This is a genomic window from Micromonospora chokoriensis (genome assembly GCF_000718555.1).
GTDB lineage: Bacteria > Actinomycetota > Actinomycetes > Mycobacteriales > Micromonosporaceae > Micromonospora > Micromonospora chokoriensis_B.
In genome coordinates this window covers 43,536-64,119 of record NZ_JOAN01000004.1, presented here as the reverse complement: position 1 = coordinate 64,119, position 20,584 = coordinate 43,536, and the positions used below count along the sequence as shown (strand labels likewise).

Below are 20,584 nucleotides of genomic sequence, written 5' to 3'. Positions count from 1 at the left end.
ATGCTCAGCCCCGGCGTCCAGCTCGGCAACCGCTACCGTCTCGACGAGCGGATCGCCAGCGGCGGCATGGGCGACGTCTGGCGCGGCACCGACCAGGTGCTCGGCCGGACGGTCGCGGTGAAGAGCCTGCTCCCCGCGCTGCTCGACGACCCGGACTTCGGCGAACGGTTCCGCGGCGAGGCCCGCACCATGGCCACCATCAACCATCCCGGTGTGGTGGACGTCTACGACTTCGGCAACGACCAGCAGATCGCCTTCCTCGTCATGGAGTACATCGAGGGTGACGCCCTGTCGTCGACGCTGAGCCGGGTCGGCCGGCTCACCCCGGCCCGGACGATGGCCCTCGTCGCGCAGGCCGCCGACGCGCTGCACGCCGCGCACGAGAAGGGCATCGTGCACCGCGACGTGAAGCCGGGCAACCTGCTGGTCCGGCCGAACGGCACGCTGGTGCTGACCGACTTCGGCATCGCCCGCTCCGACATGGTCGGCCAGCTCACCGCTGCCGGTTCGGTGCTCGGCACCGCCTCGTACATCTCGCCGGAGCAGGCCACCGGCGGCGTCGCCACACCGGCGTCCGACGTGTACGCCCTCGGCGTGGTCGCCTACCAGTGCCTCGCCGGTCGGCGGCCGTTCGAAGGCGACAACCCTCTCGACATCGCGATGCGGCACGTCCGGGAGACGCCCCGGCCGCTGCCGGCGGACATCCCCCCGCAGGTGCGCGCACTGGTGGAACGGGCGTTGGCCAAGGACCCGGCCGCCCGTTGGCCGAGCGCCGCCGCACTCGCCGGGGTCGCCCGTCAGCTCAAGGCCACGCTCTCCCAGCAGGCTCGGGCCGGCGGCAACTCCGGGCCGGTCTCCGCTGCGCCGGCCTCACCCGCCGCGCCCGGCCGGGCCCAGGTGCCGCAGGCGCACCAGATGCGTCCGCCGGGCGCCCGACCGCCGGTGGCCGGGCCGAGACCGACCGCGATCGCGCCGGCCCAGCAGCCACGACCCACCGCCGTCGCGCCGGCCGTCCAGCCGCCCCGGCAGCAGGTCGCACCGAACGGCTATCCGCGCGGCGCCGCAGCGGTGCCGTCCGGGCCGTCCCGGCAGGAACACCCCCCGGCGTACGCCCGGCAGGCCGGCCCGGCGGTGCCAGCACCCGAGCCCCAGCGGTCCCGGCCCGGAATGGTGCTCCTCGCCATCCTGCTGGCCGTGCTGGTCCTGCTCTGCTCCGGCGTGATTTCCTACAACCTACGGAAGCAGTCGCAGGCTGGCGGATCCGCCGGGCTGACGCCGCGCACCGTGGCGTCCGGCGCGCTACGACTCGACAGGAGCGACGATCCGGCCCGGACGTCGTACCGTCGGGAGGTACGAGTCCAGCCGGGCGACGGCCGGACGACGACGAGCGAAGGACGACAGACGCGATGACAGCGCAGGCCCGCCTGCTCGGTGGCAGGTACCAGGTCGGCGAGCTGCTCGGCTATGGCGGCATGGCCGAGGTGCACCGTGGTCGCGATCTCCGGCTCGGTCGGGACGTCGCGATCAAGATGCTCCGCACCGACCTTGCCCGGGACGCGACGTTCCAGATGCGGTTCCGTCGGGAGGCGCAGAACGCTGCCTCGCTCAACCACCCGGCGATCGTGGCGGTCTACGACACCGGCGAGGAGACCGCGCCGACCGGCGAGACGCTGCCGTTCATCGTCATGGAGTTCGTCAACGGGCGGACCTTGAAGGAGGTCCTCGGCGCCGAGGGGCGGCTACAGCCTCGCCGGGCGCTGGAGATCTGCGCTGACATGTGTGCCGCTCTGGAGTTCAGCCACCGGCACGGCATCATCCACCGGGACATCAAGCCCGGCAACGTGATGCTCACCCAGACCGGCCAGGTCAAGGTGATGGACTTCGGCATCGCCCGCGCGCTGGCCAGCGGTGCGACCACCATGACGCAGACCAGCGCGGTGATCGGCACGGCCCAATATCTCTCCCCGGAGCAGGCCCGTGGCGAGGCCGTCGACGCACGCTCCGATGTGTACGCGGCCGGCTGCGTGCTCTTCGAGCTGGTCTGCGGGCACCCGCCGTTCGTCGGAGACAGCCCGGTCAGCGTGGCGTACCAGCACGTACGGGAGACGCCGCCGACGCCGAGCGACATCAACCCGGACGTCACCCCGGCCATCGATGCGATCGTGCTCAAGGCGCTGTCGAAGAACCCGCTCAACCGCTACCAGAGCGCCGGTGAAATGCGTGCCGACCTGCTCCGCGCCGCCGCCGGCCGGCCCGTGCTGGCCACTCCGGTGCTGCGCGAGGCGGAGACGGTGGCGATGGGCCCGGCCGGCGGTGGGGGCGGCTATCCGCCACCCGCCGGTGGGCAGCAGACCCGGCAGATCCCGGCCCGGGTGGGCGACCCGCGTCAACGCAAGGCGTCCTCCTGGCTGATCGCGACGTTCAGCGCGGTCGGCGTGCTGGCGGTGATCGCCCTGGTCGCCGCCCTGCTGTGGAGTCAGCAGAAAGACAAGGACCTGAAGTCGGTGCCCACCCTCGCCGGCAAGACCCGGGACGTGGCGATCGCCGAGATCACCAACCTGGGATTCAAGCCGCAGGTGGGCGACCCGGTCCTGACGAACGACTGCACCAAGGGCACCGTTGCCCAGCAGAATCCTGCTCCGGGCACAACGCTGAAGCCGCTAAGCACGGTGACCCTCCAGATCTGTGGCGGCAAGCCGGATGTGACGATCCCCCCTGGCCTGGTCAACTCTCAGATTGACAACGTGAAGCCCCAGCTCGAGCGCCTGGGGTTGAAGGTCGAGGAGAAGAAGGTCGACAACCCCGCGCAGGAGGGGATCGTCACCAAGCTGACCCCGCCGTCGGGGACGACCCTCCCGCAGGACAGCAAGGTGGTCGTCGAGGTCTCCCGGGGCAACGTCAGCAAGGTGCCCAACGTGCTCAACTCCACCAAGGACGAGGCTGCCCGGGAGCTTCGCGAGGCGGGCTACAAGGTCTCGTTCCGCGACGGTGACGAGGTGCCAGCCGATCGTGCCGGGCGGGTCGAGAAGCAGAACCCGGCACCGGGCACCGAACTCGCCAAGGACAAGACGGTCACCATCGAGATCGGCATTCCCGAGCCGGTGGTCGACCCGACGCCCACCGTGACGCCGACCGGCACGCCGACGGGCACACCGACCTCTCCTGGCACTGGGGGCGGCCTCGGCCTGCCGTTCCCGCCCCCGCCGAGTCGGCCTTCTCAGGACTAGGCCACAACCGAGGGCACTGACATGACTGACGTGGAAGTGCCCTCGGTGCGGCGGTGGCCCCGCCGCCTCCGCCGCCTGGCCGTCCTTGGCCTCGTCGTGCTGGTGCTCGCCAGCGCCCCGTGGCTCTGGACGATGCTCGCGGCACGCGGCCACGTCTACGCCGAGGCCGATGCGCCGACCGCCGACGTGGTGATCGTCCTCGGCACCGAGGTGGCAGCCGATCGGCAGCGGCCGGGGGACCGGCTCGCCGGCCGCCTGGACACCGCCGCCGAGTTGGTGACCAGCGGGCGGGCCAAGGTCGTCCTCGTGTCGGGTGACGGCGGCGGCGCGTCGGGCGACGAGCCGGCGGTGATGACGACGTACCTCGCCGAGCGCGGTGTCGACCCGGGTCGGGTGGTGGCCGACCCGTTCGGCCTGGACACCTACGACACTTGCGCGCGAGCACGCGAGGTGTACGGCGTCGAGCGGGCCCTGATCGTCACCCAGTCCTACCACCTGTCCCGGGCGGTGACGCTGTGCCGGCACCTCGGCCTCGACGTCGACGGGGTGGTGGCCCGCTGTGACGGTTGCGGCGCCGCCCTGCTCGCCGAGAAGTCGGTCCGGGACTACTTCGCCAGCGGCAAGGCGGCGTGGGACGCGGTCCGAAGCCGACCGCCCGCGGTGCGCTCGCCTGCGGATCCCGCGATCCAGGAGGCGCTGCGGCGCTGAGCGACCGGCTCCCGCCCCCGGGCTACCACCGGCGGTCTGGTCTCAGGCGGTGGCGAAGGCCGCGCGACGACGGGCATCGACCTCGGCGGCGAGCGCGGGTGCGCGTTCCAGCGCATCCGGGTGACCGCAACTGGCCAGCCAGTTGGCAAGCATCAGGTGACCCCCCTCGGTGAGCACCGACTCCGGGTGGAACTGGACGCCTTCGATGGGCAGCGTCCGGTGCCGCATCGCCATCACCACGCCGGAGCCGGTCCAGCCGGTGACCTCCAGCTCGTCCGGGAGCGTCTCGGGCAGCACGGCGAGTGAGTGGTACCGGGTGGCGGTGAACGGGTCGGGCAGACCGGCGAGCACACCGACCGAGTTGTGCCGTACCTCGGAGGTCTTGCCGTGCAGCAGCTCAGGTGCGCGCGTCACGGTCGCCCCGAAGGCTTCGCCGATCGCCTGGTGGCCGAGGCAGACCCCGAAGATCGGCAGCTTGCCCGCGTACTCCCGAATGACGTCCAGGCAGATGCCGGCCCGGTCGGGGCTGCCCGGCCCGGGCGACAGCAGGATGCCGTCCGCGCCAACCGTGCCCACCTCGGCGACGTCGATCTCGTCGTTGCGGCGGACCTCGCAGTCCACGCCGAGCTGGCCCAGGTATTGCACCAGGTTGAAGACGAAGGAGTCGTAATTGTCGATCACCAGGACGCGCATGGTCACCTGCTCGGGGAGGGAGGCGCTGGGTTGTTCTGGTCGGTGTCGTACGGCAGCTCGTGCTCGTCGCCGGTCGGGGTCTCCCCGGTCACCGGCTCGCCGCCGCCACCGGTCTCGGCGGGTACGCCGGACTCGACCTGCACGTCGTCGAAGGGCAGCAAGGGCTCGGCCCATGGGAAGGCGAAATACCACAGCAGGGCCACCGTGGCGGCCACCAGCATCACCGAGCCGGTCAGCTTTCCGGCCAGGCCGAACGGCAGCCTGCGCCAAATGAACGCGTACATCGGGTCAGCCTCCCAGCTCCGCCGGGCGGCCCGCGGACTTGGGTTGGGTGCGGTCCAGCTCGGCGTGGATGATCAGGCGCTGGTAGTTGTCGAACTTCGGGTTGCACGTGGTGAGGGTGAGCATCCGCTTGGTCGGCTTCTTGTCCGGCTCGCCGGGCACCGGTGCCACCACCTCGACCTGCGTCGGCTTGACGATCCGCGACTCCGACACCCGATAGACGTACCAGTCGGTCTTGCTCTCGACCACGATCGGGTCGCCGTCACCCAGCTCGTCCAGGCTCCAGAAGGTGGCCCGGTTGCGGTGGCCGGCGACGGAGAAGTTGCCCACCTGGCCGGGGAGCGCGCTGGTCGGGTAGTGGCCCGGGGCGAAGCGGATGTCCTCCTGCGCCACGCCCTCGACGACGACCCAGTTCTTGTCGAGCTTGGGGATGTAGAGGCCCGCGAGCGGCTTGCCGCGCACCGGCGGGGACGGTTTGACGCTCGGGCCCGCCGACGGAACGACAGTCGGGTCGTCGGTCGGGGCCCACTCCTGCGCCAGTTGATCGGTGAGCTCGTTCTGGTGGGCGTCGACGATGGCCGACTTGCCCCAGACCTCGTAGCCGGCGAAGAGGAGGACCACCAGGCCGAAGGTGATCAGGATCTCACCGGTGACGCGGACGCCGGTGCGCAGCCGTGAGCCGAACGACGGGCGGGTGAGCTCGGAGTAGACGCTCTTGTAGCCCTCGCCGGTCTGGTGCGGCCGGAGTTGGATCACCCGTTCGCCGCGTCTGGGCTCGGGAGGGTCGGCGGGGTTGTCGCCGGTCGTCTGCTCGGGGGCCGGCGTGCGGGGGACGGCACCCATCAGCGCGGTGGTGGACGGGTCCGCGTAGCGATCCCATCCAGCGGTCGGCGGGACGCGGCCCAGCCCGCTCGCCGCGAAGCCCTCCGGCCCGTCCGCTGCGACGCGGTCAGGGCCAGCCGGTGAGACCGGGGTGGCCGGGGAGCCGGTGGGGCCCGTGGGCCGAGCGGAGACCTGCGGGATGTACGCGGTCGGAGAGTCGGCCACCGGCGGGGTCGAGGGGATGGGCGAAGGGGGCCAGCTCGGAGTGTCGGAGGCCGTCGGCCGGGTCGGCATCGGCGACCCCCCGGGCGTAGCCGGGCGGGTCGGGGCGGCCGGCGGTTGGGTCGGCGCGGCGCTCGGCGTGGCTGGCCGGGCGGGGGCGACACCGGGCGGGATTGCGGCGGCCGGCGGGTGGGTCGGCGCGGCTGGCCGGGTCGGGGCGGTCGGCGGGTGGGTCGGCGCGGCGCTCGGCGGGTGGGTCGGCGCGGCGCTCGGCGTGGTTGGCCGGCTGGGGGCGGCACCGGGCGTGGGGGGTCGGGTCGGGGCGTTGCCGGGGGCAGCGGGCCGATCCGGGCCCTGGCTGGTGGCGGTCGGTCGGCCCGGGGTGGACGCGGGGGGAACGCCGTGCGGGCTCACCCGGAACGCTGCGGCGGCACCCGGGAACGCTGCGGCGGCACCCGGGAACGCTGCGGCGGCGCCCGGCCAGGGTGGCGGAGCTTCGACGGCCGGGCGGCCCGTCGGCTCCGCTTGGCCGGCGTTCGGCCGCGTCGGGTGCGGCAAGCCCGCAGGCTCGGCCGTTCGGGGAGGCTCAGCAGCCCGGGCCGGTTCAGTCGCCCGAGGAGGTTGAGCAGCCCGGGGAGGCTCCGGCGTGCGGGGAGGCTCCGGGGTGGCCGGTGGTCGCGCCGTGCCGGGCCGTGCGGGCAGCACCGGCTCGGGCCAGTTGCTGGCCGGGGTCGGCCGGGCGGGTGCCGACTCGGGCCGGTCGACCTTGGGCAGGAAGTCGGTCAGCTCGTCGCTCTGGTTGCGGTGTCGCCCGTCGCGACGCTCGTCCGGCCCGCTCATCTGGGCACCGTAGCCGAGCGCAGGGCGGTGGAATCCTCGAATGCGGGAACTCGCACCGTGGAGGCCGTCTCCTTGTAGCCGAGCTGGTAGTCGTCGACCGCGTCCTTGAACAACCGGACTCCCTCAGAGCTGGCGAGGGCCTGCTGGAGGGCAGCGGGATCGCCGATCGCTACGATCTTGAACGGTGGGGAGTACACCCGACCATGAAGTAGCAGGGTGTTACCGACGCAGCGTACCGCGCTGGTAGTGAGCACGCGGACATTCATGATTGACATGGCTTCGGCCCCGCCGGCCCACAGCGCGTTGACCACCGCTTGGACGTCTCCCTGGTGCACCACCAGGTCATCGTTGCTGGCGTCCGACTGCGTCTGGTCGAGCTGTGGCGCGTCGTTCAACTCGACCGTGACCCCCGACCCGCTGAGGGCGGTGAACCCGGCGGCCTGGACGCTGCCCTGGGCGCGATTCTGCTGATCCTTGATCGGGACGTCCGAGCCGGCGAGGGTGTTGGTCCGCTGCTCGACCTCGTCGCGCAGCGTGGCGGCGCGACGCTCGCTGGCCGCCACCTGTTCGCGTCGGTCCTCGATGAGCTGGTTGAGCTGGGGTCGCCGGTCTTCGCGCAGGGCGGTGCCGCCTGCGGTGGTCGCGGTGGTGGTGAAGAGCAACCCGGCCGCCGCGGCGATCAGCGGCACCCCGATCGACCAGCCCGGACGGCGTTGACGCGGTCGCCGGGGCAGCAACCCGGCGGCGGCCCGTCGGAGGACCTTCTGCCAGGAGGTTGCGCCGGATGTGTACTCCACCGAGCGTTCCTTCCGCGTGTCGGGGATCAGGCCGTGCCGGCGGGGCCGGTGAAGCGAACAGTCCCGCCTGTTTCGGTCACTCCGTGCACCGGCCTGACCCCATTCGTGGTCCGGACGGGCAATCGGGACTACGCTAGCTGTCGAACATTATTGGCCATGGACCGTCGCCTCCGCGCCCGGTTGTCAGGCCGGACGAGGTCGTCACCCCTCTGGAGAGCGCCGTGCCCAAGTCTCAGGTCCGTAAGAAGAAGGTGTACACGCCGCCGACGGACGTCCGTCCGACGACGACGTCATCGTCGCGCAAGCCTAGCCCGGTGTGGTTGCCGATCACTGCGGTCGCCTTGATCGTCGTCGGGATCGGCTGGCTGGTGCTCTACTACCTGTCCGAGCAGGAGTACCCGGTCATGGCGTGGGGTTACTGGAACCTCGCCGTTGGCTTCGGAATGATGGTCGCCTCGCTGGGGCTGCTCTCCCGCTGGCGCTGAGCCGACCCGACTCGACCGTCGCGTCGGCGGTCTAGCGTCACTCCGTCCGTCACTCCGTCGAGCCCTGCCCGGCAGGATCGGGCGGGGCCCCCTATGGTGTCCGCAGGCAGCGTGGCCTACTGCGAGATGACTCACGTTACTGCTGGGTAACCTTCGCGTAGGCTGCACTGCATGACCGAGCAGAGCGAGGTCATCAGGCAGCAGACCGGGGAGGCCAACTCGATGGGCAGCGTCCAGATCGTCACCACGATCCTCGCGGCCGCCATCACCGCCGTGGCGGTGTGGCTTGCGGTGCGTGCGGTCCTGAAGATGGTGGCAGTCATCCGGCTCGGTCAGCCCGCGCCGGAGCGGTTCACCGACAAGGTCGCCCGCGCCAAGACCATGTTGGTGGAGACGGCCGGCCACACCCGGATGCTCAAGTGGGGCGTGGTGGGCGCCGCGCACTGGTTCGTGATGGTCGGCTTCGTCGTGCTGTCGCTGCTGGTGCTTGAGGCGTACTTCGAGGTCGTCACCACCGACGGTGGCCTGCCGATCATCGGGCACTGGACGATCTTCGGCCTGGTCACCGAGATCATCGGGGTGCTGGGTCTGGTCGGCATCCTGGTGCTGATGGCGATCCGGCTCCGCAACCGGCCGACCCGCCCAGGAGGGCGATCCCGGTTCACCGGCTCGACCATGTGGCAGGGCTACTTCGTCGAGTGGATCGTGCTGCTGGTCCTGATCTTCGGCTTCGTGATCCGGGGCTTCAAGGTCGCCACCGACCACTTCGAGTTCCCGTTCTGGGCCACCCCGGTCAGTCACGCGGTCGGTGCGGTGCTGCCCGACTGGGCGGACGGCGTCAGCGTCGCCGCAGCCATCAAGATCGTTATTTCGATGACGTGGCTGATCGTCATCTCCCTGAACGTCACCATGGGCGTCGCCTGGCACCGCTTCCTGGCGTTCCCCAACATCTTCTTCAAGCGGGAGCCAGCCAAGCCGGCCGGCTCCGGTCTCGGCGCGCTGCGCCCGATGACGAGCCAGGGCAAGCCGCTCGACTTCGAGGAGGCCGACCCGGAGAAGGACCAGTTCGGCGTCGCCCACGTCGAGCAGTTCAGCTGGAAGGGCCTCCTGGACTTCAGTACCTGTACCGAGTGCGGTCGCTGCCAGTCGCAGTGCCCGGCCTGGAACACCGGCAAGCCCCTGTCGCCCAAGCTGCTCATCCTGAGCCTGCGCGACCACGCGTACGCCAAGGCGCCCTACCTGCTGGCCGGCGGCGGCAAGGACCTGACCGGCGAGGAGAAGGCCACCCAGGCGCAGCTCGCCCACCTGGACGTGCTTGCCCTCGCCGAGGCCGACAAGCCGTTGATCGGCACCGCCGAGGAGGGCGGTGTCATCGACCCGGACGTGCTCTGGTCCTGCACCACCTGCGGCGCCTGCGTCGAGCAGTGCCCGGTCGACATCGAGCACGTCGACCACATCGTCGACATGCGTCGCTACCAGGTGCTGATCGAGTCGAGCTTCCCCTCCGAGGCCGGGGTGATGCTGCGCAACCTGGAGAACAAGGGCAACCCGTGGGGCGCCCCGCAGAACACCCGCGAGGACTGGACCAAGGGCCTGGACTTCGAGGTGCCCCGGGTCGGCGAGGTGGACGACTTCGAGTACCTGTTCTGGGTCGGCTGCGCCGGCGCGTTCGAGGACCGAGCCAAGAAGACCACCCGCGCGGTGGCCACGCTGCTCAACGAGGCGGGCGTGAAGTTCGCGATCCTGGGCGAGGGCGAGACCTGCTCCGGTGACCCGGCGCGACGGATCGGCAACGAGTTCGTCTTCCAGATGCTGGCCCAGCAGAACGTGGAGACGCTCAACGAGGCGTTCGAGGGTCGGGACAAGGCCAAGCGCAAGATCGTCGCGACCTGCCCGCACTGCTTCAACACCCTGGGCAACGAGTACGGCCAGCTCGGCGGGGAGTTCGAGGTGGTCCACCACACCCAACTGCTCGCGCACCTGGTCGCCACCGGCAAGCTCACGCCAGTGCAGCCGGTCGACGGAGGCGTCACCTACCACGACCCCTGCTACCTGGGTCGGCACAACCGGGTCTTCGCGGCCCCCCGTGAGGTCCTTGGGGACGCCATCGAGGGCGACCTCACCGAGATGCCACGCAACAGCGAGCGCTCCTTCTGCTGCGGTGCTGGCGGCGCCCGGATGTGGATGGAAGAGAAGATCGGCAAGCGGATCAACGTGGACCGGGTCGAGGAGGCCATGGCCACCGGGGCGAAGACGGTCGCGGTCGGCTGCCCGTTCTGCTCGACGATGCTCAGCGACGGCGTAAACGGTAAGGGTGCCGGCGAGCAGGTCGAGGTGATCGACGTGGCGACCGTGCTGCTCCGTTCGGTCAAGCCCGAGCAGCCGCAGGGCGGCAAGGAGACCGCGCCGATCGGCGGCTGAGCGCGTACACCTGGGTTTTGAACATCGACGGCCTACTCTTGACGACGCTGTTGCCCCTGGTCGGCTTCGTAGCGCTGACCGCGGGCAACGCGTTCTTCGTCGCGGCCGAGTTCGCCCTGGTAACGGTCGACCGCGCGGAGATCGACAGGCGGGCCGCCGCCGGCGACCAAGCCGCCCTGACGGTACGCACAGCATTGCGCGAACTCTCCTTCCAGCTCTCCGGGGCGCAGCTCGGCATCACCATCACCGCGCTGCTCACCGGCTACCTGGCCGAGCCGGCCCTGGCCCGGCTCTTCGCCCCGCTGTTGCGCCCGCTGGTTGGGGACAGCACCGAGCGGTACACCCCGTTCCTCGCGTTGGCCCTGGCCACGCTGATCTCCATGCTCTTCGGCGAGTTGGTGCCGAAGAACGCGGCGCTGGCTCGACCCATGCCGGCGGCGCTGGCCACGGCCGGCCCGATGCACACCTTCTCGCGGACGTTCGGCTGGCTGATCCGAGGGCTCAACGGCTCGGCGAACCGGTTGGTCCGGGCGTTGGGCGTCCAGCCGCAGGAGGAGCTGGCCAGCGCCCGCTCGCCGGAGGAGTTGGGCCTACTTGCCGCCATCTCGGCGCGCGCCGGCGCGCTGCCGACGGACACCGCCATGCTGCTGCGTCGCACCATCCGCTTCGGTGACAAGCGGGCCGCGGAGGCGATGACCCCCCGGGTGGACGTGATGGCGCTGCGCGCCACGGCCACCGTGGCCGAGCTGCTGGAGGAGTCGCGGCGGACCGGGCGCACCCGGTTTCCCGTGTACGAGGAGACCCTGGACCTGGTGACCGGCGTGGCCGGCGTGCCCGACGCGCTGGGTGTGCCGCTTGCTGACCGGGCGTCGACAATTGTCGGCTCGGTGGCCCGCGAGCCGGTGTACGTGCCGGAGAGCCTGAACCTGGACGGCGTCCTGGCGGCGCTGAAGGCGGCCGGGGCCGACCTGGCCATCGTTGTCGACGAGTATGGCGGCACGGACGGCGTGGTGACGATCGAGGACCTGGTCGAGGAGCTGGTCGGAGAGATCGCCGACGAGTTCGACCCGGCGAGCGTGGACGACACCGGGCCGGTCGAGCTGACGGTGCCCGGCGGTGAGCGCACCGTGCTGGTCGACGGTGTGCTCCGCTCCGACGAGTTGGCCGAGCAGACCGGCTTCCGGCTGCCCGAGGGGCCGTACGAGACCCTGGCCGGGTTCCTGATGGCCCGGCTCGGGCACATCCCGCTGGCTGGCGAGGCGGTCGAGGCGGACGGCTGGGAGTTCACCGTGGTCGAGGTGGAGCGGCACCGGATCGAGCAGGTCCGGGTGTTGCGCCCGGCGGAACCGGACGACGATGACTGAGCTGCTGGTGACCGTGCTGCTGCTGCTCGGCAACGGGTTCTTCGTGGGCAGCGAGTTCGCGCTCATCGCGTCCCGCCGGACGGTGATCGAGCCGCTGGCCGCCGGCTCGAAGCGGGCCCGCTGGGCGTTGTCGGCGATGAACCAGATCCCGTTGATGATCGCTGGCGCGCAGCTCGGCATCACGGTCTGCTCGTTGGGTCTGGGCGCGATCGCCGAGCCGGCCCTGGCTCACCTGCTGGAGCCGCCGTTCCACGCGGCTGGCCTGCCCGAGCGGGCGGTGCACCCGGTGGCGTTCGTGCTGGCCCTGGGCGTGGTGGTCTTCTTGCACACGGTCGTCGGCGAGATGGTGCCGAAGAACATCACGCTGGCCGGTCCGGAGGTCTCCGCGCTCTGGCTCGGCCCGGCGATGCTGGCGTTCTGTGTGGCCACCAAACCGTTGTTGCTCGCGATGAAATGGGCGGCCCGGCGGGTGCTCGCGTTCTGGCGGATCGAGGCGTCCGAGGCGGTGAAGACGGTGTTCACCGCCGAGGAGTTGGCCGGGTTGGTCTCCCAGGCGCGGACCGAGGGGCTGCTCGACGCGGAGCAGCACGCGCGGATCACGGGCGCGCTGGCCCTGCACGCGCGGACGGCGGCGGACGCGCTGCAACCCTGGTCGACGGTGGTGACGGTGGCCGAGGACGTCTCGCCGGCGTCGCTTGAGGTGCTGGCGACCCGGACCGGCCGGTCCCGGTTCCCGGTGGTGCAGCGATCGACCCGTCGGGTGCTCGGATTTGTGCACGTCAAGGACGTGCTCGGGTACGCCGGGCCGGGTCGTCGGTCCCCGGTGCCGGAGCAGGTCTACCGGCCGCTGGCGGTGGTGCCGCCGGAGCGTACGCTTGCCGATCTGCTGCTGGCCATGCGCCGCGAGCGGCGGCACATGGTGCTGGTCAGCGATGGCCGGCGGCCTCTCGGTGTGGTCACACTTGACGATGTATTGACTGCAATCGTTGGTTGATAGACCAATACCCATTGTGTGCAAGCTGTTGCACGACAGTGATGGTTATTGCACTCGCCTTGATAACCGCTCCAAGCTTCCCTAATGTTGTGCTCCGACCGCTGTGGGTCGTCTGCCTCGGCCCTTCCCTCACGCGAGGCGCCCGGCGGTCGGTTGCAAAGGAGTCGGTGCCGGTGGCAACCATGCCCCCTCATCGCCACGACCTGAATGCTTCTGCTCGGTCAGGTGGTCTGCGTCGCGCCGCCCAGCGTCTGCTGGTCCTGGTCGCCGCCGCAGCGGTCGGCGCTGGTCTGCTGGCCGCGCCGGCCCACGCCGAGCCCTCGGTCGACGAGATCGAGGCACAGATCGACAAGAAGTGGGAGCAGTTGGAGCCCACCATCGAGCAGTACAACAAGGTTCGGGCGCAGTTGAAGGTCAACCGGCAGAAGTCGGCGGACCTGCAAAAGAAGATCGAGCCGCTGGCGCTGCAGAGCGAGATGGCGCTCACCCGGGTCGGTGACCTCGCCTCCCGTTACTACATCTCGGGCCCGTCGCACGAACTCGGCGCGCTGCTGGTCAGCGCCAAGCCGGACACGCTCACCGAGCAGCTCACCATGCTCGACCGGCTGGCCGCGAAGGAGCACAAGGAGATCGAGGGCGTGCTGGCCGTCCGGGCCAAGTTCGACGGCGAGAAGCAGAAGCTCGACACGCTGATCGCCACCCAGACCCGGCAGCAGAACGAGCTGGCGGCCAAGAAGAAGCAGATCGACACCGAGATCAAGCAGCTCGAGGCGTCGATGCCCAAGACCACTGTCGTGACTGCGGCCTGCCCGACCATCAACGGAGTGGTCAGCGCAGCCGCCCGCACCGCGATCAGGACCGCCTGCGGCAAGGTCGGCAAGCCGTACGTCTGGGGCGCCACCGGCCCGAACTCGTTCGACTGCTCGGGGCTGACCCAGTACGCCTACAAGGCGGCCGGGATCTACCTCACCCACCACACCGGTGACCAGTGGAACGAGGGCAAGGCCATCTCGCGAGCCGACGCCCGCCCGGGTGACCTGGTCTTCTTCTACTCCGGCCTGAGTCATGTCGGGCTCTATCTGGGCAACAGCCAGATGGTGCACGCGCCACGCGCCGGCCAACCGGTCCAGGTGGCAAGCATCAACACAATGCCCGTCGCCGGGTTCCGCAGACCCTGATCCACGCACGCGACATGACGGCCCCCGGTCACCGACCGGGGGCCGTCATGGTTGTTCAGCTGGGTGCGCCCAGCGGAGACGGCAACAGCTGCACGTCGGCTAGGTCGACGTACATGATCCGGTGCCCGAACTGGATCTGCGCGTAGCGGTTCTTGCCGCGAATCACCGTCCAGTCACCGGGCGAGGACCCGTCGACCGTGCTTGCCCGGTAGTACTCGCCGGCCAGCACCGCGCCGACGGCGTACCGCTGCCCGGCGGCCAGGGTGTACTGCAACGGCGAGATCGTCTGGTAGGGCACCCCGGCCGGGTACGCCGACTGCTCCGGGTACGCGCGTCCGTACACCGGGATGGTGGTTCGACCGGGCTTCGGCGTGGCCACCACGCCGACCGTCCAGCTGGCGGTCGGCGCGGACGCCGGGTTGTGGAACCAGGCCCGCTGGCCGAGGTACCAGATCGCCGTCCAGTCGCCCTGCCGCCCGGCCAGCGCGTACGTCTGCCCGGCGGAGGCCCGGGCCCCGTGGTCCGACACGGCCATCGTGTTCGGAGTGCCGTCCGGGCGGAGCGCCACGTCGTTGACCAGCGGCGCGTCCGCGGACGGTGCGCTGCGCAGCACCACGGCCGAGGATCCGCGCGGCGCGCACGGCACGCCCACCGTGACGCAGCCGGTGAACGCCGGCTGGTTGGTGGCGTAGTCCGGGTCGATCCGGACCAGCCCGGTGGCCGGCGTGCCGGTGTCCAGCCGAGGCGCGTGCAGCAGGTCGAAGTAGTGCGTCCAGTCCCAGTACGGGCCGGGGTCCCAGTGCATTCCCGGCACGGTCGAGGCGACGGTGCCGGGCACGTTGTCGTGGCCGATGATGTGCTGGCGGTCCAGCGGGATGCCCAGCCGCAGCGCCAGATGCCGGACCAGCTTCGCCGAGGTCCGGTACATCGCCTCCGTGTACCAGGTCCCCTGTGCCGCGAAGCCCTCGTGTTCCAGTCCGATCGACTTCGCGTTGACGTACCAGTTGCCGGCGTGCCAGCCGACGTCCTTGGTCTTGACGTGCTGGGCGATGTGCCCGTCGACCGAGCGCAGCGAGTAGTGCCAGCTCACGTAGGTCGGATCCTGGACGAGTTGCAGGGTCGTCGCCCAACTCGCCTCGGTGTCGTGGATGACGATGTATTCGATCTTCTGCCGTGCGGGCCGGTCGGAGAGGTCGTGGTTGCCGTAGTCCCCGTCGCCGAACGCCTCGTAGGGTGCCGGGATCCACTCGCAGGAGATGGTGCGGGGGCACTCCACCCCGTCCGGGCGGGCCAGGCGGCGCAGGCCCAGCCGGTCCAACCAGGAACGCTCGGGCCGTACCGCACGGGCCGGCAGGGTGATCCGCTGGCGGTCGTCGGTCACCCGGGACTCGCCCGCGCCGATGGTGGTGAAGACCTCGTCGGCGAAGGCCGCCGCGGCGTCGGCGCTGTCTGCGCCGGAGTAGCGGGCCACCGCGCCGTACCAGGCCGCCGGGTCGGTGTCCGCGCCGACCGGCGCACCCAGATCCCGTTGGTACGCGCGCAGCAGCGCGGCCCCACCCTGGATGTTGACGCCCGCGTCGGTGCGCAGTGCCTCGGGGGTGGCACCGGTCAGCGTGGCGGCGGCGTCCAGGGTCTGCAACGCGGCGGTGGACGGCGCGGGGGCCTCGACGGGCCGGTGCGTGGGCACCCGGGCGGGACGGGAGTCGTCGCCGCGCGGGTCCTCGGCACCGGCGTCGTGGTGGCCGCGCTCGGGTAGGGCGGCCACGTGCCGGGCGTCGGTCAGGTGCATCGGGCCGTACCCGCCGCTGGTGCTCGCTGTGCCGGCGTTGCTGTCCCAGCGCGACTCCAGGTAGGAGACGCCGAGCAGCACGACGGTCGGCACGCCGTACTCGGTCGCCGCAGCGGCGTACTGCTGCTGGCGGTTGGTGGTGGGCGTGGCGGCGGCCGGGCCGACGGAGAGTGGCACCGCGGTCGCCGCAGCGACCACGGTGGTGGCGAGCAGTGTGCGCCAGCCGGTCGACAGGGTTGGATGGTGCATCGAACCCCCTAGATTCTCGCGGATTGAGGTCAGGTCACCATCGCGCCGCTTGGGAGTCCGCGTCAATACCTTTCTATATAGACAAGAGTGTGGAAAGAATTCTTCACACCCGGCCGGTGACCTCGCCCGATCGGTACGGAGTGTCACGGCCGCACGGGTTGCGGATCGGTAACGAGCGTCTCTACTCTGGTCATTTGTCGGCCTGACAGCAGCTCCGCCCAGCCCGGGCGGTAACGGACCGACACCGCCGAGTCGTTTCCGAACGAACCGGGGACCCAGGTCCCTCGGGGTGAATCCGCAGCCATTGCGGTAGGGCGCCGACTTCCCGCCCGAACCCGTCAGCTAACCCGGTAGGCGGTCAGGAAGAAGGAGTACGGAACCCCGGTGGCACTCCATGCCCCGCGGCCGTCGTCCGAGCGGTCGGAACCAGCCGGCCCTTCGTCGATCGTGCCGCGCCCACGCTGGTCCCGCTTCACCACCGCTATCGCCGCGCTGGCCGGCATCGCCGTCGTCCTGACGGGCAGTGCCACGGCGGCCCACGCCGATCCGTCCGTCGCCGAGATCGAGCGCCAGATCGACGCCGACTGGAACAAACTCGAACCGATCATCGAACGGCACAACGCGACCCGCGCCGACCTCGTGGCGAAGCGCAGGCAGGCCGACGCGCTGGCCGCCCGGATCGCCCCGCTGGAGCGTCAGGTCGACGCCGCGATGGACAAGGTCAGCACCCTGGCTGTGCGCGCCTACAAGGGTGAGAACGTCTCGACAGTCAACGCGGTGCTGGGCAGCCGGTCACCCGGCGAGGTGGTCGACCAGCTCGAAATGCTCGACCGGTTCGCGCACAACCAGCAGAAGGACGTCCGCCAGGTGGCCGACCTGCGCGACCAGCTGGCCGCGCAGAAGGCGCCGCTGGACGAGATGGTGGCCCAGCTGACCCGCACCGAAGCTCAGTTGGCGGCGAAGAAGAAGCAGATCAACGAAGAGATCGACCGCCTACAGAAACTGCGCCTCACGGTGTACGGCAACGGTGGCGGTGGTCCGCTGCGCCCGGCACCCTGCCCGGGTAGCTACCCCGGCGGCGCCGCGGGCATCGCGGTCAAGTTCGCCTGCGCGCAGATCGGCAAGCCCTACGTCTGGGGCGCCGAGGGCCCGAACTCGTACGACTGCTCCGGGCTGATGCTGGCCGCCTGGGCGAAGGCCGGTGTGTCGCTGCCGCACAACGCCGCCGCGCAGAGCCGCGCCACCAAGAACGTCAGCAAGGCCGACCTGCGCCCCGGCGACCTGGTCTTCTACTACAGCGACATCCACCACGTCGGGATGTACGTCGGCGGCGGCTGGGTGGTGCACGCCTCGCAGGCCGGTGAGCCGGTCAAGATGAAGCGGGCCGACGACGGTCAGATCCACAGCTACGGCCGCCCGGGCTGACCCGGGTGAGCCGAGGGCCCGTCGCGATCCGTCGCGGCGGGCCCTCGTCGTTCTGGTCTCTCAGCGGGTTGGCCAGGTACGCCAGTGCTGCCAGGCGCGGCTGGGCGTCGGCCCCCGCTGGCCCTGGTAGCGCGAGCCGTAGACCACTGAGCCGTACGGGTGCTCGGCCGGCGAGGAGAGCCGGAAGATGCAGAGCTGCCCGATCTTCATGCCCGGCCACAGGGTGATCGGCAGGTTCGCCACGTTCGAGAGTTCCAGCGTGACGTGACCAGAGAAGCCCGGGTCGATGAAGCCGGCGGTCGAGTGCGTGAGCAGCCCGAGCCGGCCCAGGGAGCTCTTGCCCTCCAGCCGGCCGGCGAGCTCATCGCCCAGCGAGATGACCTCCAGCGTCGAGGCGAGCACAAACTCCCCCGGGTGCAGCACGAACGGTTCGCCGTCGGGCACCTCGACCACCGAGGTCAGGTCGTCCTGCTGCATGGCCGGGTCGATGTGGGTGTAGAGGTGGTTGTTGAAGACCCGGAACAACCGGTCGAGTCGGACGTCGATGCTGGACGGTTGTACCAGGGTCGGCTCGAACGGCTCCAGGCCCAGCGTGCCGGCCTTGATCTCGGAGACCAGGTCGCGGTCGGAGAGCAGCATCGGACCACCATAGCGGCGACGCCCAAACCCGTCGGATTCGGTGCCGGTGACCAGCGCGTCGAGGTCGCTGCTCGTACATTTGTTCGATAGAATGTCCGCATGGCTTCCTGGTCCGAATTCGCCGCCGACGAGCCCCGACTCGCCGACGGGATCCGCGTTCTCCTCCAGCAATACGGGCCGGGCTTCGGCTACCTGGCCACGGTCCGTGCCGACGGAGGGCCCCGCGTCCATCCGGTCTCCCCGGTCATCACCGACGAGGGGCTGTTCTGCTTCATCATCGACTCTCCTAAGCGCCGCGACCTCGAACGTGACGGCCGGTACGCGCTGCACTCGTTCCCTCCGGAGGAGAGCGACGACGAGGCGTACGTGGCGGGGCGAGCCCGTCCGGTGACCGATCCGGCCCGAGTGGCGCAACTGGCGCAGAGCGCCCGCGCCGAGCCGCTGGTCGACTGGCTGCTCTTCGAGTTCACCGTCGACGTGGCGATGCTGACCCGCCGTGAGCAGCACCCGGCGGGCATCCCGGGCCTGACGCCGGGTCGGCCAGCCGTCCGGGTCTGGCTCGACCCACACGCCCCGTCGGCGGCGGCCACGCCACTCGCCGTGCCCCAGGCGCGCCCGACCCGCCTCAGCCGTGACGTCCAGTGCACGGCCGCCTGACCACAGCGGCCCACCGCCCCGCATGATCAACTCGACTTCACTGATATTGCGGTGTCCCGGCAGCTCGGATGCCCCGACTTCCAGGAAGCCGAGTGGATCAACCCGGGCCGACCGGGCGGGGCGGCACGCGGACACTGCGGCCGGGGGTGCCTGGGTGCACGGGACCGATGACTCGGGTACAGTGGTGCCGCTTGCGGGTGTAGTTCAATGGCAGAACATCAGCTTCCCAAGCTGACAGTGCGGGTTCGATTCCCGTCACCCGCTCCACTGCGAAGGCCCTGGCCAGGACGTGAGTCCCGGTCAGGGCCTTCGATGTTCCCAGGCCACGAGTTCCCGGCGTGCCACCCTCCTCAGAGATCCCGCCCACCGGCCGCGCCATGACTTCCTGCCGTGACCGCGTCGATTCCCGTACCAGCCGCCGCCAGCGGTGCGGAACCCAGCGGGAACTCGCAGACGGTGCGCCAAGGGCTCACGTCCGGCGTTCCGGCGATGAGCCGGACCCTGTCGATGGCCGCGTTGATCGGTAGGAGTGCGGAGACGGTTTCCGCAGCGTGGCTCAGCACGGGCTTGGCGGCGTCGTGACCGATGGTCAGGTGCGGCACCACTTCGGCGTGCGCCCCGGCGTATGGGGGCGCCGCGGGAAACTGCTGCCACACCGCCGCAGTGAGCTCCCGGAACGGACGATCTGGCTGCGGAGCAAGCCAGACGACCGTCTCACCGAACCAGCCGACGTGCGTCAGCGCGACGTCGAACCGCGGTATTCCGGCGATGGTCTCGCGCAGCACGGCCACGGTCTGCTCATTGATCTGCTGCGGGGGCAGGAACGGGTAGAGGACGGTCACGTGCGCTGGCACGCCCCAGGAGGCAGCCCGGTCGAGCGATGCCCGAAACCGGCCTACCGCCTCCTCGGCCGCGGGTATGGGCACGATGAGCGCCGTCTGTGTCGGTTCCATACCCGTAGCTTCCCGACCATGGTCGGTCCCGGTCTACTGGATTCGTGTCAGCCGCCCGTTCTCAGGCTCCGGACCGCAGTCGCGCGGCGAGAAAGGATGGCCGTTCGGTGAGACGGGCGTAGGCGGCTTCGTCTACCTCGCGGAGATCGGCACACGGCCGTGGCTCGACGAGCTTCTCCAGAGTGAATCCGGCGTCCAGGAGTTCGCCGAGGAATGCTTCCAGCGTCGTGCGCTGGAAGTGAAGGACACCAGGCCCGTGCGGCAGGTCGACCCAGGACTGGTCGTAGTAGGAACCGCCGAAGTATCGCCAGTCAGCTGTCGGATGAGTGGTCGAGATGACGAGCCAACCAGCGGGACGTAGGACCCGACGCAGCTCGGCGAGCAACTGTCGCCGGTTTGTCACGTGGTGGATGACCAGCGCGCAGACGACCCCGTCGAAGGACGCGTCAGCGGCGAAGTCCAACGGCCGCTCCAGGTCGTGCAGGCGCAATTCTGCCCGAGCGGCACGTGACTGAGCATGGCGGAGCAGGGTGGCGCTCGCGTCGATGCCGGTCACCCGGGCGCCACCCGCCAGCAGTTCGGCCGCGTAGTGGCCGGCACCGCAACCGACATCGAGGATGTCCGCGTTGGCGACGTCACCAGCGAGCGCCAGCATCGCAGGCCGATCGGTGTACGCGTTGTAGGGGCTGGCGTTGGCGTTCTGCGCGAAGAACTCACCGAGTTCGTCGTGATATCCGGTCCCGGTCGGCATCCGAGCACAATCCCGGCTAATCAGCCGATCCGCAACTGTTTTGGCAGGCGGCGGCCGCGCGCAAGCGACCGTCGCCGACCAGCAGCGG

Annotated in this window: 18 protein-coding genes, 1 tRNA gene and 1 riboswitch; of the genes, 11 read left to right on the top strand and 8 right to left on the bottom strand. The window is 70.5% G+C overall.

Annotation, left to right across the window (positions count from 1 at the left end; all coding sequences use genetic code 11):
- Genes IF46_RS0107735 through IF46_RS0107725 form a run of 3 tightly spaced genes read left to right on the top strand, consistent with a single transcriptional unit; the run spans window position 1 to window position 3,935 of the window.
- The gene (locus IF46_RS0107735) at window positions 1-1,410 is read left to right on the top strand and encodes a serine/threonine-protein kinase (protein ID WP_030487595.1); all 1,410 of its coding nucleotides are present in this window, start codon (window positions 1-3) and stop codon (window positions 1,408-1,410) included.
- Window positions 1,407-3,227 (top strand): Stk1 family PASTA domain-containing Ser/Thr kinase, encoded by a 1,821-nt coding sequence (gene pknB, locus IF46_RS0107730; protein WP_030487594.1) that lies wholly within the window; start codon window positions 1,407-1,409, stop codon window positions 3,225-3,227. Before IF46_RS0107735 ends, pknB begins: the two co-directional genes overlap by 4 nt.
- A gap of 21 nt (window positions 3,228-3,248) precedes the next feature.
- Window positions 3,249-3,935, top strand: coding sequence for a SanA/YdcF family protein (locus IF46_RS0107725; protein WP_030487593.1), 687 nt, complete (start codon window positions 3,249-3,251; stop codon window positions 3,933-3,935).
- A gap of 42 nt (window positions 3,936-3,977) precedes the next feature.
- On the opposite strand, the gene IF46_RS0107720 is transcribed toward IF46_RS0107725, so the two are convergent.
- The 4 genes from IF46_RS0107720 to IF46_RS0107705 are packed head-to-tail and all read right to left on the bottom strand — an operon-like array spanning window position 3,978 to window position 7,591.
- Complete coding sequence (locus tag IF46_RS0107720) at window positions 3,978-4,628, bottom strand: aminodeoxychorismate/anthranilate synthase component II (RefSeq protein ID WP_030487592.1); 651 nt, start codon at window positions 4,626-4,628, stop codon at window positions 3,978-3,980.
- A gap of 2 nt (window positions 4,629-4,630) precedes the next feature.
- Window positions 4,631-4,912, bottom strand: a complete 282-nt coding sequence (locus IF46_RS0107715) for a hypothetical protein (RefSeq protein ID WP_030487591.1) — start codon at window positions 4,910-4,912, stop codon at window positions 4,631-4,633.
- Window positions 4,913-4,916: 4 nt separating this feature from the next.
- Window positions 4,917-6,794: a class E sortase gene (locus tag IF46_RS33645; RefSeq protein ID WP_084597816.1), complete on the bottom strand. Its 1,878-nt coding sequence runs from the start codon at window positions 6,792-6,794 to the stop codon at window positions 4,917-4,919.
- Entirely contained in the window at window positions 6,791-7,591 is an 801-nt protein-coding gene (locus tag IF46_RS0107705) for a DUF881 domain-containing protein (RefSeq protein WP_030487589.1), read from the bottom strand. Before IF46_RS0107705 ends, IF46_RS33645 begins: the two co-directional genes overlap by 4 nt.
- Window positions 7,592-7,812: 221 nt before the next feature.
- On the opposite strand from IF46_RS0107705, the gene IF46_RS0107700 reads away from it, so the two are divergent.
- The 5 genes from IF46_RS0107700 to IF46_RS0107680 all read left to right on the top strand — a co-directional run bounded on the left by IF46_RS0107700 (window position 7,813) and on the right by IF46_RS0107680 (window position 14,033).
- On the top strand, window positions 7,813-8,076 hold the full coding sequence (locus tag IF46_RS0107700; protein ID WP_030487588.1) for a cell division protein CrgA: 264 nt from the start codon (window positions 7,813-7,815) through the stop codon (window positions 8,074-8,076).
- 222 nt (window positions 8,077-8,298) lie between these two features.
- The gene (locus IF46_RS0107695) at window positions 8,299-10,497 is read left to right on the top strand and encodes a (Fe-S)-binding protein (protein WP_030487587.1); all 2,199 of its coding nucleotides are present in this window, start codon (window positions 8,299-8,301) and stop codon (window positions 10,495-10,497) included.
- Window positions 10,498-10,535: 38 nt separating this feature from the next.
- Window positions 10,536-11,861 carry a hemolysin family protein gene (locus IF46_RS0107690; protein ID WP_232233966.1) on the top strand — a complete coding sequence of 442 codons (1,326 nt, stop codon included), beginning with the start codon at window positions 10,536-10,538 and terminating at the stop codon, window positions 11,859-11,861.
- The gene (locus IF46_RS0107685; protein WP_030487585.1) at window positions 11,854-12,855 is read left to right on the top strand and encodes a hemolysin family protein; all 1,002 of its coding nucleotides are present in this window, start codon (window positions 11,854-11,856) and stop codon (window positions 12,853-12,855) included. The genes IF46_RS0107690 and IF46_RS0107685 overlap by 8 nt, the downstream gene beginning before the upstream one ends.
- A 167-nt stretch (window positions 12,856-13,022) precedes the next feature.
- On the top strand, window positions 13,023-14,033 hold the full coding sequence (locus tag IF46_RS0107680; protein WP_030487584.1) for an NlpC/P60 family protein: 1,011 nt from the start codon (window positions 13,023-13,025) through the stop codon (window positions 14,031-14,033).
- Between the two features lie 55 nt (window positions 14,034-14,088).
- Here IF46_RS0107680 and IF46_RS0107675 read toward each other — a convergent pair whose 3' ends face one another.
- Window positions 14,089-16,071: an N-acetylmuramoyl-L-alanine amidase gene (locus IF46_RS0107675; protein WP_030487583.1), complete on the bottom strand. Its 1,983-nt coding sequence runs from the start codon at window positions 16,069-16,071 to the stop codon at window positions 14,089-14,091.
- A 235-nt stretch (window positions 16,072-16,306) separates the two neighbouring features.
- Window positions 16,307-16,442: riboswitch (cyclic di-AMP (ydaO/yuaA leader) on the top strand.
- A gap of 13 nt (window positions 16,443-16,455) precedes the next feature.
- Here IF46_RS0107675 and IF46_RS0107670 point away from each other — a divergent pair.
- Window positions 16,456-17,496 (top strand): NlpC/P60 family protein, encoded by a 1,041-nt coding sequence (locus tag IF46_RS0107670; protein WP_030487582.1) that lies wholly within the window; start codon window positions 16,456-16,458, stop codon window positions 17,494-17,496.
- Window positions 17,497-17,556: 60 nt separating this feature from the next.
- On the opposite strand, the gene dcd is transcribed toward IF46_RS0107670, so the two are convergent.
- A complete protein-coding gene (gene dcd / locus IF46_RS0107665) occupies window positions 17,557-18,135 on the bottom strand; it encodes a dCTP deaminase (RefSeq protein WP_030487581.1) in 579 nt (192 codons plus the stop codon).
- Window positions 18,136-18,234: 99 nt separating this feature from the next.
- On the opposite strand from dcd, the gene IF46_RS0107660 reads away from it, so the two are divergent.
- Both IF46_RS0107660 and IF46_RS0107655 read left to right on the top strand, forming a co-directional pair.
- Complete coding sequence (locus IF46_RS0107660; RefSeq protein WP_030487580.1) at window positions 18,235-18,792, top strand: pyridoxamine 5'-phosphate oxidase family protein; 558 nt, start codon at window positions 18,235-18,237, stop codon at window positions 18,790-18,792.
- Between the two features lie 193 nt (window positions 18,793-18,985).
- Window positions 18,986-19,059 (top strand) — tRNA-Gly (locus IF46_RS0107655).
- An 83-nt stretch (window positions 19,060-19,142) separates the two neighbouring features.
- On the opposite strand, the gene IF46_RS32330 is transcribed toward IF46_RS0107655, so the two are convergent.
- Together IF46_RS32330 and IF46_RS0107645 are read right to left on the bottom strand one after the other, a co-directional pair.
- Window positions 19,143-19,745 (bottom strand): 2'-5' RNA ligase family protein, encoded by a 603-nt coding sequence (locus IF46_RS32330; protein ID WP_084597815.1) that lies wholly within the window; start codon window positions 19,743-19,745, stop codon window positions 19,143-19,145.
- A 61-nt stretch (window positions 19,746-19,806) separates the two neighbouring features.
- Window positions 19,807-20,496 carry a class I SAM-dependent methyltransferase gene (locus IF46_RS0107645; RefSeq protein ID WP_030487578.1) on the bottom strand — a complete coding sequence of 230 codons (690 nt, stop codon included), beginning with the start codon at window positions 20,494-20,496 and terminating at the stop codon, window positions 19,807-19,809.
- Window positions 20,497-20,584: the final 88 nt, after the last annotated feature.